The sequence below is a fragment of the Methanosarcina siciliae T4/M genome (genome assembly GCF_000970085.1).
GTDB classification, from domain to species: Archaea; Halobacteriota; Methanosarcinia; order Methanosarcinales; family Methanosarcinaceae; genus Methanosarcina; species Methanosarcina siciliae.
Genome location: NZ_CP009506.1, coordinates 3,896,042 through 3,910,291 on the forward strand (window position 1 = coordinate 3,896,042; position 14,250 = coordinate 3,910,291).

The 14,250-nt window shown below is 44.3% G+C and carries 17 protein-coding genes; 14 read left to right on the forward strand and 3 right to left on the reverse strand.

All coding sequences use genetic code 11. The features are described 5' to 3' along the window. Positions 1–103: 103 nt before the first annotated feature. Complete coding sequence (locus MSSIT_RS16305; RefSeq protein WP_048173595.1) at positions 104–1,267, forward strand: glycosyltransferase family 4 protein; 1,164 nt, start codon at positions 104–106, stop codon at positions 1,265–1,267. 442 nt (positions 1,268–1,709) lie between these two features. Next, positions 1,710–2,825, forward strand: a complete 1,116-nt coding sequence (locus MSSIT_RS16310; RefSeq protein WP_048173596.1) for an aldo/keto reductase — start codon at positions 1,710–1,712, stop codon at positions 2,823–2,825. A gap of 220 nt (positions 2,826–3,045) precedes the next feature. On the opposite strand, the gene MSSIT_RS16315 is transcribed toward MSSIT_RS16310, so the two are convergent. The 3 genes from MSSIT_RS16315 to MSSIT_RS16325 all read right to left on the reverse strand — a co-directional run bounded on the left by MSSIT_RS16315 (position 3,046) and on the right by MSSIT_RS16325 (position 5,566). Beyond that, the gene (locus MSSIT_RS16315) at positions 3,046–3,681 is read right to left on the reverse strand and encodes a DUF2150 family protein (RefSeq protein ID WP_048173597.1); all 636 of its coding nucleotides are present in this window, start codon (positions 3,679–3,681) and stop codon (positions 3,046–3,048) included. Between the two features lie 74 nt (positions 3,682–3,755). Next, a complete protein-coding gene (locus tag MSSIT_RS16320; protein WP_048173598.1) occupies positions 3,756–4,205 on the reverse strand; it encodes a UPF0179 family protein in 450 nt (149 codons plus the stop codon). Between the two features lie 290 nt (positions 4,206–4,495). Beyond that, the gene (locus MSSIT_RS16325; RefSeq protein ID WP_048173599.1) at positions 4,496–5,566 is read right to left on the reverse strand and encodes an NAD(P)-dependent glycerol-1-phosphate dehydrogenase; all 1,071 of its coding nucleotides are present in this window, start codon (positions 5,564–5,566) and stop codon (positions 4,496–4,498) included. 670 nt (positions 5,567–6,236) lie between these two features. On the opposite strand from MSSIT_RS16325, the gene MSSIT_RS16330 reads away from it, so the two are divergent. From MSSIT_RS16330 to MSSIT_RS23620, 12 genes are all read left to right on the forward strand, one after another. Then, positions 6,237–7,094, forward strand: a complete 858-nt coding sequence (locus MSSIT_RS16330) for a DUF63 family protein (RefSeq protein WP_048173600.1) — start codon at positions 6,237–6,239, stop codon at positions 7,092–7,094. A 109-nt stretch (positions 7,095–7,203) separates the two neighbouring features. Continuing rightward, on the forward strand, positions 7,204–7,947 hold the full coding sequence (locus MSSIT_RS16335; RefSeq protein WP_048173601.1) for a stage II sporulation protein M: 744 nt from the start codon (positions 7,204–7,206) through the stop codon (positions 7,945–7,947). 306 nt (positions 7,948–8,253) lie between these two features. Beyond that, positions 8,254–9,417, forward strand: a complete 1,164-nt coding sequence (locus MSSIT_RS16340; RefSeq protein ID WP_048173602.1) for a formate--phosphoribosylaminoimidazolecarboxamide ligase family protein — start codon at positions 8,254–8,256, stop codon at positions 9,415–9,417. 370 nt (positions 9,418–9,787) lie between these two features. Next, positions 9,788–11,014, forward strand: a complete 1,227-nt coding sequence (locus MSSIT_RS16345; protein ID WP_048174981.1) for a translation initiation factor IF-2 subunit gamma — start codon at positions 9,788–9,790, stop codon at positions 11,012–11,014. After that, positions 11,011–11,376: a type II toxin-antitoxin system VapC family toxin gene (locus tag MSSIT_RS16350; protein WP_048173603.1), complete on the forward strand. Its 366-nt coding sequence runs from the start codon at positions 11,011–11,013 to the stop codon at positions 11,374–11,376. The genes MSSIT_RS16345 and MSSIT_RS16350 overlap by 4 nt, the downstream gene beginning before the upstream one ends. Before the next feature lie 59 nt (positions 11,377–11,435). Continuing rightward, positions 11,436–12,020 (forward strand): DNA-directed RNA polymerase, encoded by a 585-nt coding sequence (locus MSSIT_RS16355; RefSeq protein WP_048173604.1) that lies wholly within the window; start codon positions 11,436–11,438, stop codon positions 12,018–12,020. A gap of 28 nt (positions 12,021–12,048) precedes the next feature. Then, the gene (gene spt4 / locus MSSIT_RS16360; protein ID WP_048173605.1) at positions 12,049–12,234 is read left to right on the forward strand and encodes a transcription elongation factor subunit Spt4; all 186 of its coding nucleotides are present in this window, start codon (positions 12,049–12,051) and stop codon (positions 12,232–12,234) included. A gap of 1 nt (position 12,235) precedes the next feature. Further along, positions 12,236–12,823 carry a GTP-dependent dephospho-CoA kinase family protein gene (locus tag MSSIT_RS16365; RefSeq protein WP_048173606.1) on the forward strand — a complete coding sequence of 196 codons (588 nt, stop codon included), beginning with the start codon at positions 12,236–12,238 and terminating at the stop codon, positions 12,821–12,823. Continuing rightward, the gene (locus tag MSSIT_RS16370; protein ID WP_048173607.1) at positions 12,804–13,109 is read left to right on the forward strand and encodes a 30S ribosomal protein S24e; all 306 of its coding nucleotides are present in this window, start codon (positions 12,804–12,806) and stop codon (positions 13,107–13,109) included. The genes MSSIT_RS16365 and MSSIT_RS16370 overlap by 20 nt, the downstream gene beginning before the upstream one ends. A gap of 21 nt (positions 13,110–13,130) precedes the next feature. Beyond that, the gene (locus MSSIT_RS16375; protein ID WP_048129122.1) at positions 13,131–13,280 is read left to right on the forward strand and encodes a 30S ribosomal protein S27ae; all 150 of its coding nucleotides are present in this window, start codon (positions 13,131–13,133) and stop codon (positions 13,278–13,280) included. Positions 13,281–13,769: 489 nt separating this feature from the next. Further along, on the forward strand, positions 13,770–13,910 hold the full coding sequence (locus tag MSSIT_RS23615) for a hypothetical protein (protein WP_156157483.1): 141 nt from the start codon (positions 13,770–13,772) through the stop codon (positions 13,908–13,910). A 1-nt stretch (position 13,911) separates the two neighbouring features. Next, on the forward strand, positions 13,912–14,073 hold the full coding sequence (locus tag MSSIT_RS23620; protein WP_156157484.1) for a hypothetical protein: 162 nt from the start codon (positions 13,912–13,914) through the stop codon (positions 14,071–14,073). Positions 14,074–14,250 lie beyond the last annotated feature (177 nt).

A 14,250-nucleotide genomic window follows, 5' to 3' on the forward strand; every position in this document is an offset into this window, starting at 1 on the left:
TACAAGGTAAAACTGAAAGGTTTTAACAACACAGGCTGGGGGATACCTGTAACTTTTAGCAGCCGCAATGTCCTTCACTTGACAAAAAGGAATGAGTGAGTCTATGAAAAAGATTCGAGTAGGAATGTTTAGCTGGGAAAGTTTGTATTCGATACGTGTGGGTGGGATTTCACCCCATGTATCCGAACTCTCTGAGGCTCTTGCAGCCAAAGGTCATGATATCCACCTTTTTACCCGAGGCAAAGATAATAGTGATGAAATCATCAAAGGAGTCCATTACCACAGAGTGGAATGCGACCGGTACGGAGGAATAGTGGAACAGATGAACAGGATGTGCGACGCCATATACTGTCGGTTCCTGAACGTGCGGGAGGAATTTGGAGAATTTGATATCCTCCACGGGCACGACTGGCATCCTGTAAATGTCCTCTGCAGGATTAAAGCCCAGTTTGGGCTGCCTTTTGTCCTGACTTTCCACAGTACGGAGTGGGGGCGCAATGGAAACCGCCACGGAGACTGGTGGGAAGCAAAGGAGATTTCACACAGGGAGTGGCTTGGCGGGTATGAAGCTTCAGATGTAATTGTTACGTCTACGATTTTGAAAGATGAAATCAAGCATATTTACAAAATTCCCGATTATAAGCTCTGGGAGGTTCCCAATGGGATAAACGTGGGGAAAATAAGAAGAGAAGTTGACCCCGGGGCAATAAAGAAGAATTACGGCATCCACCCCTGCCTACCTGTGGTGCTCTTTACCGGCAGGATGTCTTACCAGAAGGGACCGGATCTGTTAGTTGAAGCCGCAGCAAAAGTCCTGAGGAAACGGGATGCCCGGTTTGTGCTTATAGGAGAAGGGGAGATGCGGAACCAATGTGAAAACCAGGCTAACAGGCTGGGGATCGGAGATTCTTGCAATTTCCTTGGTTATGCCCCGGACAACACCGTCATAGACTGGTTTAATGCCTGTGACCTTGTCTGCGTCCCGAGCCGAAACGAACCTTTCGGAATAGTCGTGCTTGAGGCGTGGGATGCAGGAAAACCGGTGGTTGCAAGCGATGCGGTTGCTCTTGTTGAGAACTTCAGGACAGGTGTTATTTCCCATAAAGAGCCCTCGTCCATCGCCTGGGGCCTCAATTACGTACTTGAGGGGCTCGGCCGCAACAGGATGGGAGAAAAGGGGTATGATCTCCTGAAAAAGAGATATAACTGGGAAACGATAGCTGCAAAAACCCTTGAAGTATACGAAAAAATAATAGAAAAAGCCTGAACACTAAAGTAGTGTTTCACCGTGTCTCTAAACTCGAAGCTGCTACAAAGAAAATTAAATTAGAAGTGGAGACAGATACCCCCTCAAAAAAACACACATGATATTCTTCGAATAGCAGGCACAAATAATAAAAGTAATTGAAAGTACTTTCATACCAAAGAAATGTATATTTCTGGGACTGTAATTGACTCAGAAAGACGTAATGTAAAGTACTGTTCGAATAAGTGTAAAAACGGTTGCATATAAAACGAGATCTTATGCTGGGGGTTGATAGCGCTGACGCGGACATACCGTAGTTTGCTGCGGGATATGTCCGCGCCATTGCAATTTTAATTCAGGACAATTTTATACAATAGAAAACGGTTACCTTTTCAGATAAAGCATTGCTATTTTTTTAGAATACGGAAATTATTTATAATCATTTTTTCTTGATTATTTTAGTATGAAAAAACTTGGATTCGGGACGTTGCGTCTTCCACTCACCCGTCCTGACGATGTGAAATCGATCGATCAGGATCTTTTTAATCGGCTCGTTGACGAATTCATGAAAGCGGGTTATACTTACTTTGAGACCGGCTGGCCATATCATTCCCAGTGTGCTGAAGACGCCTGTAGAAAAGCGATTGTAGAACGGTATCCCAGGGAAAAATTCTGTCTCGCGGATAAGATGCCGACCTATAATCTCAAAAAAAGTGAGGACTATGAGAATATTTTCACCGAACAGCTGAAACGTTGCGGAGTAGACTATTTCGATTATTATCTCTTCCATAACCTTGGTAACAGAACCTATAAACAATGTGAAGAACTCGGAGGTTTTGAGTTTCTTCGACAGAAAAAGGACGAGGGAGTTGTGAAGCATATAGGTTTTTCGTTTCATGACACACCAGAAATTCTTGTTAAAATATTAACAGAACATCCCGATGTGGATGTTGTGCAATTGCAGATAAATTATATCGATTGGGAAAACATCAGCATCCAGTCACGCAGATGCTACGAAGTTGCGAGGAAACATAACAAACCGATCATCGTCATGGAGCCAGTTAAAGGCGGGGCGCTTGCCTCGGTCCCTGAAGAGGCGGAAAAACTTATGCATAAGATCCATCCGGAGGATTCCCCTGCTTCGTGGGCACTTCGGTTTGCTGCGGGATTTGAGGGAGTTTTCATAGTCCTGAGCGGTATGAACACCATTGAACAGGTGAAGGATAATATCAAGACCTTCGATAATCTGACACCGATTTCCCCTGAAGAAAATACTGTCCTCGAAGAAGTCAAGGAGATCATTAGCAAGAGTACCGCGGTCCCCTGTACTGCATGCCGGTACTGCGTCGAGGGGTGTCCGCAGGATATCCCGATACCTGTTCTATTCTCAATTTATAATGATACAATGAAGTATGGAGATATCAACTACCCCACTGTGCATTACCAACATGCAGTCTTTGGTCACGGTAAAGCAAGCGACTGCATAGAATGCTGCAAGTGTGAAAAGAGTTGCCCGCAACATCTGCCAATATCTGAAATCATGAAGGAGATCGCAACTAGGTTTGATAAAGAAAAATGAGAATTTCCGGCAGGATTTTATATTTTTGATCATTCCACCGTTAACAATGTATTGAATCAAAAAAACGAACATGAAACTCTTCGAATAACAGGCCCAAAAAATGAAAGTACTTGAAGGCACTTTCATGCCAAATTGTATATTTAAAAATCATATCTGAAATTCAGATACTTAAAAACCTCAAATATGTATAAAATTTAAAGAAAAGTTTAAGAGGAAGATGTTATACGGCGTCTTCCTCATCGTCTTCATCAAATTCTTTATAACTGTCACTTCCGACCATTGCTGCCGAGATTGAGTCAATCCCGTCGAGCCACTCTGCAACAATGCCGTATGGGAGTTCAGCCATTGCCTCTTCAGGCAGGCTCTGTCCTTTGAGCACGATTGCGCCGCACTGGGCAGTGTAATCGAGAGCAAGTTCAAGGTTGTCCGATGCTTCGGCATCGACTGCCGCTTTTATAAGGTCGTTGATACTTGATTCTTCCTCATAATCACCCATAACATAGCATTCGAAGGCGACAAGCGCTCCCATAAGAGAGGTCTGTACCGAATCGATCATAAGGTCGATATCTTCAGAAATAGGGTCGACCTCGGAAAGCACGATATCCCTGATCTCCCCAAGAATTTCCAGAGCTTTTTCTTTGGAGAGCATAGACTTTTCAAAGCGAGCGGTTACTTTCAGGCAGGCAAGGATCACGTCGTCAACCATATTGACGAATACAGCACTTTCCTTCCCGGCTTCCTCTTCTGTTTCTTTTATTTGAAAACCGCTTTCCTTTGCCCGTCCGAGCCAGTTTTCCCAGCGCTTTTGGGTATAAAAATCATAGGGGGGGACCTGGTTCATTTCATGTTCAGGCACTTATAACACCGCTTATATACTTTTTTATTAATTAATAATCAGTTTTACTATTACTAAAAGGTGTTTGTTTATGTTCACCAGGCAAGTTTCACTTTTTTCAAGGAATTGCCGGCTTCACATTTTGAGTCAAGGCTTTCAAGGACCTCTACGATTTTGCATTTGTCTCCCTTTAAAAGCCCTTCCGGATGGCAGATATCATACACGCTGCACTCTCTCTTTCCACATCTGGCTGGCTCATACATAATTTTTGCCCCTTCGACAGCTTTTCTCGATTCCAGGGTTGTCAGGATAGGAGCCCTGCTGACGTCCACAGCAAGTACCCCGCTGTCGTGCAGGAAACATTCATGTATGTCTTTACTTTTGATTCTCTCGACTCTATACCTGCGTCCGGGTTCAAGGTTAAGGCATGTATTCTTCAACCGGCATTTCTTGCATTCAGGCATTTCACCTTTGAATATGAATTCCAGCCCTTCCCTTGCCAGCCGTGATCCGATGAGTGTTATTTTTGTATCGCTTTCTGTCATAATAATTCTTCCATTTAAACGTATTCTGGTATTCGTTGATTTTTCGGGATTCCGAAAGCTGATCCCGAAATATTTCGAATTAGTATTGAGATTAGACCTGAAGTCAGGCACTTAAGACGGATTATCCTGAATAAATCGAATTCATTTAAACTCAAATGGGCCGTTAACACTATCAGATCTGAAATTAGATCTGAACCCCTGCCTGAAATGTTCTGATATACCATTGATTATCTTTATGATATTTCAAACAGTTGCTGATTTTTTGCTTCAGCCTGAGTTAAAACAACTTTTCAATTTATGACCTTTGTGATTCTTGCAACCTTTTCGGCTGCCGAGGGAGTAAGCCCGTTTCCGAGAATTGTGTATCGGTCCGGGCGGATACTGTGTGCATGTAAAAGGGCTTCGACTATATATTTATCTTCTATGCCCAGTTCTTCTGCATTAGTAGGAGCCCCGATCTTTTTTAAGGCGTCCCGGATCTCCTGCCAGTTTCCCCCGTGCAGGTACATCATCATGATCGTACCAACTCCGCATTGTTCCCCGTGCAGCGCAGGCTTTGGGGCAATCCTGTCAAGGGCATGGCTGAACATATGTTCCGATCCCGAAGCCGGCCTCGAAGAGCCTGCAATGCTCATTGCAACCCCATTTGAGACCAGGGCTTTTACCACAAGCCTGGCAGACGTCTCATGTTCCGGCTTTATCGAATCGGCATTTTCTATTACCACCCTTGCTGCCATACGGGAGAGAGCGGCAGCGTATTCCCCGAAGTACTCGTTTCGGAGCCGGCTTGCAAACTCCCAGTCCAGGACTGCTGTGTAATTGGAAATAATGTCTCCACAGCCGGCTGCAAGAAATCGGAACGGAGCCGCAGAGATGATTTCGGTGTCCGCAACCACGGCAATAGGGGCCTGAGCCTGTACGGAAGCATTTTTTCCGTTGTCAATTATCGAGGCGCGGGAAGATGCAATGCCGTCATGAGAAGCTGCCGTGGGCACACTGATAAAGGGGATTTCAAGCCTCGTGGAAGCAAGCTTTGCAAGGTCAATAGATCTGCCACTTCCGATCCCGAGAAGAAAAGTCGCCCCGGTTTCGAGAGCTTTTTGCATTATTTTCTCGACTTCTTCCATGGTTGCCCTGCAGGTGAGCACCATTTCTGCGCTGCTCCCTTCATTTTCCAGGAGGGTGATCACTCTTTTACCCGCAACGTCCCGGGTAGTGTTTCCGGTAACTATCAGCGCATTTCCTTTCAGTTTCAGATCCCTGCAGACATCTCCGATTTCCTCAAGTACTCCATGCCCGACAAGCACGTCCCGTGGAAGCTGCATCCACTTAGCGCTGTTTTTATTGATGGTCAATTTCATACCCGCATGAATTTTTAGTTGTGATATTTAGTTGTGATATTTAGTTGTGATAAAGAGCCATAGACATGATTAATAAGGCAGGTTTAAGCCAGCCTGTATTGAGGCTTACTTACTGAAGATTTACATCTCAACTGTCTCTGCAGATATCTCTAATCATCCGGGTATTTAACACCAGCAGATAAGCATCAGGTATTATATCGATAGATGATAAAACCTGCAGAAGATCTGGACAACTTATCAAATGTGTGTTTAATAAAAGAACTTAATTCATTAACTTAATTCCCAGAGGGATAAAGAAGGAAGTGCTTCTGATAGGTTTACTTCACACCCTTCTTTCCTGATTATCCTTCAATCAATTCCATCTTTATTGATAGGTCTGTTGACCCTTACCCTTTAACAAATACAACTACATATCTGAATTATAAAAATGTAGTAATATAATATAGATTCAATATAACATTCATATAATATATTTGCTTTTTCTGAAACAAAGCTTCAGGAAAGCAAAGAAATATCTGTGATTAAACCGAACACCGTTCACCAGTTGAGATCAGCACATTCATAGTTTAGAAAGAAGTTTGTTTCAGATAAATGAGCCTGTACGCAAATCAAGCTATGTACATTAAGTATTAATCGTATTAGGTTATTGCCATTTTGAATGAGTGATAAGATGAGTATTTTTATAGATAAGATTTCACAATTTATCAATACTTACTATCTGGACCCGATAAAGACCGATAGCGGGTATAATATTGTAAATACCTTTACCTGGGCAATAGTACTGGGGATCTGTATTTTCGGGATTTTCAAGCTCCTAAAAAAGATGGAAATAAAAATAACCCCGGAGTTTATTCTCTCAATCCTGCCCTTCGTACTTGCAGGTTCTTCTCTGCGCGTGATTGAAGATTCCCCTTCCGACATATTTCACCCCCCATTGTCCTATATGCTTATAACCCCGAATATTTACTTCCTGGTTTTCGGAGTAACCATAATCTGTCTCTGGCTCTCGATCAAGCTGCAGAAAGCAGGATTTGTAAAGGATTATCACCCTGTGTTTGCAAGCTTCGGGCTGGTATGGTTTTTCTTAAACCTTGGCACTCTGCTGCATTTCGAAAATGTCGTAGCTGCGTACGTTCCGGTCTTTGTTATCGGAGCGGGGACAGGGCTGACCCTTGTCTTTTACCTGGTTGCCCGTCACTTTAAATCCTCGATCTTTACCGACCCCCTGAACCTCTCAATCCTGCTCGCCCATATGATGGATGCTTCTTCGACATACATAGGAATAGAGAAACTGGGATACTTTGAAAAACATGTTCTTCCATCTTATCTCATTGAACTTACAGGTACCGCATTGGTTATGTACCCATTGAAGCTAATTATCTTCGTAGGGGTTATTTATGCACTTGATACCCAGTTTGAGAAAGATGAAGAGTCAGAAAACCTGAAAATGCTTATTAAGATGGTTATTTTGATCCTCGGGCTTTCTCCGGCAACTCGAAACACAATTCGAATGATGCTTGGAATCTGAAAGAAATAAAAAAGGTCTTCAGCCGGCAATCTGAAATCCGGAAGGAATAGGAAAACGTTGCTTGTTGAACCTGAATTTAAGGGATTTAAATTTTTATCGGGGGATAAACATGGAAAAAGAGGAAGACTATTATTTGCGAGAGAGAAACGGAGAAGAACGGGCAGAGACTTCCGAGGGAGAGGGGGAAGAAAAAATATATTCTCCCGTTGAAAATTTCGGTTTAACTGACAGCAGAGAAACAAAATCCCGGCCAGGGGAAAGAACTAACTCAAAAATATCCGAGTTTACCAGCTACCTGAATTTTATATGGCCGTATTTCCTTATAATGGCCGGGGTATTTTTCGTGGCTCTGCTTGCAGGCTATAATTCATCGGCAAATTTTCCGCATATGGCTGACGAACTCATGAAAAGTTTCAGCAACCGCTTAGAGCCCCTCCTGGCTATGCCTCCGATAGTAATTATGTTTGGAATATTTCTTAACAATGCCTTTTTGAGCCTGCTTTTTCTTATACTGGGGTTAGCCTTCGGGGTTCTTCCGGTTTTGTTTGTAGCCTTCAATGGATATATTGTAGGAGTGATCTCTCACCTCGTAGCCCAGGAAAAAGGCTTACTTTTTATCATACTTGCTCTGCTCCCGCACGGGATACTGGAACTTCCCATGGTCTTCCTGTCAGCCGGGATAGGGCTCAGGTTAGGGCTCCAGGTTTTCTCTGCCCTTATAGGCAGACACACTGAAATTAAAAAAGAATTTAAAGGAGGGATGAGATTTTATTTCCGCTGGATTGTGCCTCTCCTTTTCGTGGCAGCTGTAGTTGAGACCTTTATTACACCTTTGATCCTGAATTTCCTCTAAAAATCAGATAAAACGAAGCTGCCGTGAGATGGCACACCAGCCCTCCACCTTACCCTCTATTATATAAACGATTACTTCTATTAGAAAGGGTTTTAATAGGTAAAGCTGTTAATGGGGAAAAATCCAATCAGAGCTTTTGGTTCACAATACCTGGAAAACAACCTCAGGGGCCTATATTTAAGGCATGAACTGAATTTCAGGCATCTCACTCGAATATCAGGGAAAGAATCGCACAGGATCATACCTGATAACCATCTCACAGAAGTTCAGGTATCAACACCTCGAAAAAGCTGAGGGACATCATATATGATTGACAGGAAAGAAATTAAGGAAATCGTTGAAGGCTATTATACGCATGCTGATAAGATTAAAGTGGGGACAATTGCCTCTCACTCGGGACTCGACATCTGCGACGGAGCAGTCGAAGAAGATTTCAGGACCCTTGCAGTCTGCCAGGCAGGCAGGGAGAAGACATACACCGAATACTTCAGGGCTCAGAGAGACCATTACGGGGAGATAAAGAGGGGAATTGTCGACGAGACGGTTGTCTATAAGAAATATAACGAAATCCTCCTGCCCCGGAACCAGCAGAAACTGGTTGATGAAAAAGTGCTTTTTGTCCCTAACCGCTCATTTACCTCCTACTGCAGCATCGATGAGATCGAAGATAATTTCAGAGTGCCCATGGTAGGGAGCAGGAACCTCCTCAGGAGCGAGGAGAGAAGCGAACAGCAGAGTTACTACTGGATACTTGAAAAAGCCGGACTTCCGTTCCCGGAAAAAATCGAGTCCCCGAGGGACATCAACGAACTTGTCATGGTAAAGCTTCCCCATGCTGTAAAGAAACTCGAAAGAGGCTTTTTCACGGCATCAAGTTATAAAGAGTACCAGGAAAAATCCGAAGCCCTTATAAAGCAGGGGGTTATTACGCGCGAAGCTCTTGAAAACGCCAGAATCGAACGTTATGTCATAGGCCCTGTGTTCAACCTTGATATGTTCTACTCCCCGATAGAGCCGAAAATGAGCAAACTGGAACTCCTTGGCATTGACTGGCGTTTTGAGACCAGCCTTGACGGGCACGTAAGGCTCCCTGCTCCCCAGCAGATGGCTCTTGCCCCGCACCAGCTCACTCCGGAATACACGGTCTGCGGGCACAACTCGGCAACTCTTCGCGAGTCCCTCCTTGAAAAGGTATTCGAAATGGGAGAAAAGTATGTGAAAGCCACCCAAGAGCACTACGCCCCCGGAATTATAGGGCCTTTCTGTCTGCAGACCTGCGTGGACAAGGACCTGAATTTCTACATATATGATGTGGCCCCGAGAGTAGGCGGCGGGACCAATGTGCACATGTCAGTCGGGCATTCCTACGGCAACTCCCTCTGGAGGAGGCCGATGAGTACGGGCAGAAGGCTTGCCTTTGAGATCAGGCGCGCTCTGGAACTCGAGAAACTTGACATGATCGTCACATAAATTTATTAAGGCTTTCCGGCATTAGTAGTATGAGTTGTGCAGGATACCGTAAACTTTAAAAGTATCATCTGAATCTGCGAGATTCAGGTTATAACCGGAAATAAAATGAAAGAACTTTCCCGGGCTTTGAACCTGTAAATTCAGGATTTGCCCGAAGGGATTCGGGCTCATGTAAAACCCGTTCCTGTAATATCCCGCTTTATCTACAGCTTATATAGAACCAAGGATCACATAGTGAAAATTAAGAATCAGACTGGGTTTGGAATTGAAATCTGCAGACCCCGGAGTTAAAATCCCCGGAGGCACGGATTTCGGAAAAAATACTTGCCTTATATCAGATTATCTTCACTCTACTGGAGGAAACTACAACTTGAGTCAGCCCTGTGTTAATATCGGCATGGTAGGCCATGTCGACCATGGAAAAACCACACTTGTCAGAGCTTTATCCGGCGTGTGGACGGATACGCATAGTGAAGAAGTAAAAAGAGGGATTTCGATACGGTTGGGATATGCCGATTCCCCATTCATGAAATGCCCGAAATGCCCTGCTCCCCAATGTTATACTGTGGAGAAAACCTGCCCCAACTGCGGAGAAAAAACGGAAGAACACAGGATAGTGTCCTTTGTAGATGCCCCGGGGCACGAAACCCTTATGGCAACAATGCTTTCCGGTGCTGCGATTATGGACGGGGCAGTGCTCGTAATTGCCGCAAATGAAGACTGTCCGCAGCCCCAGACAAAAGAACACCTGATGGCCCTGGACATCATAGGAATTAAAAACATTGTTATAGTCCAGAATAAAATCGACCTCGTATCAAGGGAAAAGCTTGTCGAGAACTACCGCCAGATAAAGGAATTTGTTAAGGGTACAGTTGCCGAAAACGCGCCTATAATCCCTATTTCTGCCCAGCAGAATATTAACATTGATGTCCTGATCGATGCCCTGGAAACCCAGATCCCGACCCCTGTGCACAAAGTGGATAAGCCTGCCAGCATGTTGATTGCCCGATCTTTTGACATTAACAAGCCCGGGGCCTCAATCGATGAGATCCGCGGAGGAGTTATCGGAGGCACCCTTACGGAAGGCGTACTTCACCCGGGAGACGAACTTGAGATAAGGCCCGGAATAAAGGTCACAACCGAAGGCAGCACCAAATGGATTCCTATCGTGACAACGATTTCATCCATTTATGCAGGCGCGACAAAGGTAGATGAAGCAACTCCCGGAGGGCTTCTGGCTGTCGGAACTTACCTTGACCCCACCCTGACAAAAGGTGACTCTTTAACCGGGCAGATCGCAGGCGTCCCAGGTACCCTACCCGAGACCCGGCACCGGTTTGTAATGGAACTTCATCTGCTCGAAAGGGTTGTGGGAGTTACCAGGGAAGAAAAGATCAATGAAATCAAAACCAGTGAACCCCTTATGCTTAACATCGGGACTGCAACGACCGTAGGGATCGTCACAAGTGCCAGGAAAAACGAAGCCGAGGTGGCACTCAAGCGTCCGATAAGCGCAGCCGTTGGGGCGATGGTTGCTATCAGCAGGAGAATCGATTCCCGCTGGCGGCTAATTGGAGTAGGGGTAATAAAGAGTTGAAAATCATAATCGATACTAACGGGTTCATGATCCCTGTCCAGTTCGGAGTGGATATCTTCGAAGAACTGAAAAGGCTGGGTTTTAATGAGTTCTATGTGCCTGAAGCTGTTGTATTTGAAATAGAAAAACTCATAAAGCGGGAAAAAGGTTCAAACAGGACGGCCGCAAAGGTTGCCAGGTCAATGATGGACAGAGGCGAACGAATAGCCGGAACGGGGCCTGCGGATGATGTGATTCTCAGGCTCGCGGGCGAGATGGAAGCGGCTGTTCTGACAAACGATATAGGGTTGAAGCGCAGACTTGCCGAATGCGGGATCCAGACCGTGTCTCTGCGCCAGAAAAACAGACTGGATTTTGTCTGAAAATCCCACCGGACATTTCCGGGCAGCAGTTCCATTGATTAAATTAGGGTGATTAGCAGATGTATAAATTAATGAAACTCGTTGATACTGTTCGCATTCCTCCGACCCTTTTAGGGGAGGAAATAATGCCTACCGTTAAAAACGCGTTACGGGAAAAACTTGAGGGGCAGGTCGACAAAAAGCTTGGCTCCCTTGTCGCTGTTTACAATATCGACGAGGTCGGAGAGGGGCACATCCTCGTAGGAGACGGGGCTGTGTACTATGATGTGACATTCGAAGCCATAATGTTCATTCCGGAGCTTCAGGAGATTATTGAAGGAGAGGTCGTGGAAGCTGTTGGCTTTGGGGTTTTTGTTGGAATGGGCCCGATGGACGGGCTGCTCCACGTCAGCCAGATTACTGACGACTTTATTTCTTATGATGCCAAAAATGCAAGGCTTGTCACTAAAAACGGAGGCAAATCAATTTCCGAAGGGGACCATGTAAGGGCCAGAATTGTCGCGGTTAGCATCAACGAAAGGGAACCAAAGGAAAGCAAGATCGGGCTTACTATGCGCCAGACTGCCCTCGGAAAACTGCAGTGGCTCGAAGAAGCCCGCAGGAAGAAACAACCTCAGGAAGTCCCAGGCGAAGAGACTGCCTGAATAAAAGAAGGCAAAAGAGGAATTTGCAATGTCAGAAAAAGTCTGTCGACACTGCTTGAGGGTCCTGGATGGGCAAACCTGTCCTGTTTGCGGAACTTCGGACCTTGCGGAAGAATGGAGTGGACTTGTTATTATCCTTGATACGGAACGCTCGGAAATCGCAAAAAAACTCGGGGTTGACATCCCGGATAGATTTGCCTTGAAGGTGCGCTGAGTTGAGTGTTCATATCGAGCTTCCGACAGAACTTCGCCCACTCATGAAAAAACCCCTGGGTACTTTATACAGGGGGAAGGGCAGGGATACCGTAGAAAAGTTTGTAGGAGAGCTTGCGAGCCCCACAAAACTTATATCCGTAGGGGATGTTACTACCTTCCACCTGCTAGAAGCCGGGATTATTCCGGACATCTGTATTGTGGATAACCGCACCAAAAGGAAACCGGTATCCAGAGATGTGTCGGACCGGAACAGGGATAAGGTCTATGAAGAAGTTTCGGTTGACAACCCTGCAGGGATTATCACCGATGAGCTGATAAAAACCCTTTGCGAAGCGTTTGCCTCAGAAAAACTTCTCCGTATTTTTGTAAGGGGAGAAGAGGATCTGGCAACCCTTCCTGTTATCCTTATGGCTCCGCTGGGATCCGTGGTCCTTTACGGGCAGCCCGATGAAGGCGTGGTCTTTGTGAAGGTCACTGAAAAAAAGAAAGAGGAAATAAGGGTACTTTTTGAAAAGCTCATCAGCAAAAATCAGAATACTGAACTGGATAAAATACGGAGAATTTTAGATGGACATAAAGATCCTTAAAGACAAAAATAATTCACTTTTAAACAGAAGGGAACTGGATTTCATCGTGAAATATGAAGGTTCGACTCCTTCCAGAAGTGACGTGAGGAACAAACTTGCTGCAATGTTGAACGCTCCCCTTGAACTGCTGGTCGTCCAGAAAATCAAGACCGAATACGGAATGCAGGAAAGCAAGGGTTATGCAAAGCTCTACGCAGAAGAAGCCCGCATGAAGCAGGTAGAACAGGAATATGTCCTGAAAAGAAACCCTGCCCCGGGAGCAGAAACTGAGGAAGAAGAGGCTTAAGCCTTACCGAGGTGTATAAACATGGCAGTAAAAGATTACTACAAAGTTCAGGGCGACTCCGTAACCAGACTCAAACAATTCTGTCCCAGATGCGGACCCGGCATATTCCTTGCCGACCACAAAAACCGCCTTGCCTGCGGAAAGTGCGGCTACACCGAATTCAAGAAATAACCCGCAAGGGAAATCACAACTCATTTTTCAACTTGGACCGCAGGAGTTTTCCTGCGGCTTCTTTCATTCATGACCTCTTCCTGAGGAAAACATACCAAGCTCTTTTTGAAATCGATTCAACCTCTTTTTTGAAATATATTTAAGGATTTTCTTCACACTCCCGGGTTTCACAATTAAATTTCAAGTCTCTTCTTTGCAATTTTATAACAAATTGACTACTTTTCCAAGGAAATTGCCTCAGAACTCCTCCCAATATTTATATTTTTAAGATCCTAATTATTTATTTCATAAAAGAGAATTAAATCATATCTTAAGGATATTTTCATGCAATAATTTATCTATTTTGTATGCCAAGTTTTAGTAAGAAATAGCATCCAAGATTATTTCATTTTTTGAAGATATCTACAGGATATCTATGAAAAAATTACAGTCAGAGAGCTGAAAAAAGTCATCTTGCAAGAGAAAAAATAAAAAGGAGAAGGATAAAATATGCCTGAGAAAAGCGCGAAAACAAAAATAACCAGAGTAAAGAATGTTCATATAACAAACCTGAAAGTAAAGGGTCTTAGACCAAAACCCCTGATTATAAAGAACCTGAATTTGAAAGAAGTCAGGAAAGCAAAGGGGTAACATGTCAGAGAAAAGCACAAGAACGAAGATCATTACCATAAAGGACTCGGACATAAAAAACTTTAAAATAAAAGGTCTTGGGCCAAAACCCTTCATCATAAAGAACCTTACCTTAAAAAATGTCAGGCTGATCTTCAAACTCCCGCCGGAAAAGAAAGAGTAAGAGAAGTCGGGTATTCCTGCAAAAAAACAGAAAAAAAGTTTCGTAAATAAGGAATAATAAATATATAACTCCAAGTATTCTTGTTCTTAATATATAATTTGTTAATACTCGATTCCAGACAGGTTCTCCAAATCCAGGGCAGCTCACAACTTTCCCGACATTCAGTAAATTTCCTCC

What these genes read in the sequence shown, in the direction of transcription:
- MSSIT_RS16370 (WP_048173607.1), top strand. Translation starts at nt 12,804, where the DNA reads ATGGACATAAAGATCCTTAAAGACAAAAATAATTCACTTTTAAACAGA.
- spt4 (WP_048173605.1), top strand. Translation starts at nt 12,049, where the DNA reads ATGTCAGAAAAAGTCTGTCGACACTGCTTGAGGGTCCTGGATGGGCAA.
- MSSIT_RS16320 (WP_048173598.1), bottom strand. Translation starts at nt 4,205, where the DNA reads ATGACAGAAAGCGATACAAAAATAACACTCATCGGATCACGGCTGGCA.
- MSSIT_RS23620 (WP_156157484.1), top strand. Translation starts at nt 13,912, where the DNA reads ATGTCAGAGAAAAGCACAAGAACGAAGATCATTACCATAAAGGACTCG.
- MSSIT_RS16335 (WP_048173601.1), top strand. Translation starts at nt 7,204, where the DNA reads ATGGAAAAAGAGGAAGACTATTATTTGCGAGAGAGAAACGGAGAAGAA.
- MSSIT_RS23615 (WP_156157483.1), top strand. Translation starts at nt 13,770, where the DNA reads ATGCCTGAGAAAAGCGCGAAAACAAAAATAACCAGAGTAAAGAATGTT.
- MSSIT_RS16355 (WP_048173604.1), top strand. Translation starts at nt 11,436, where the DNA reads ATGTATAAATTAATGAAACTCGTTGATACTGTTCGCATTCCTCCGACC.
- MSSIT_RS16375 (WP_048129122.1), top strand. Translation starts at nt 13,131, where the DNA reads ATGGCAGTAAAAGATTACTACAAAGTTCAGGGCGACTCCGTAACCAGA.
- MSSIT_RS16310 (WP_048173596.1), top strand. Translation starts at nt 1,710, where the DNA reads ATGAAAAAACTTGGATTCGGGACGTTGCGTCTTCCACTCACCCGTCCT.
- MSSIT_RS16330 (WP_048173600.1), top strand. Translation starts at nt 6,237, where the DNA reads ATGAGTATTTTTATAGATAAGATTTCACAATTTATCAATACTTACTAT.
- MSSIT_RS16325 (WP_048173599.1), bottom strand. Translation starts at nt 5,566, where the DNA reads ATGAAATTGACCATCAATAAAAACAGCGCTAAGTGGATGCAGCTTCCA.
- MSSIT_RS16340 (WP_048173602.1), top strand. Translation starts at nt 8,254, where the DNA reads ATGATTGACAGGAAAGAAATTAAGGAAATCGTTGAAGGCTATTATACG.
- MSSIT_RS16305 (WP_048173595.1), top strand. Translation starts at nt 104, where the DNA reads ATGAAAAAGATTCGAGTAGGAATGTTTAGCTGGGAAAGTTTGTATTCG.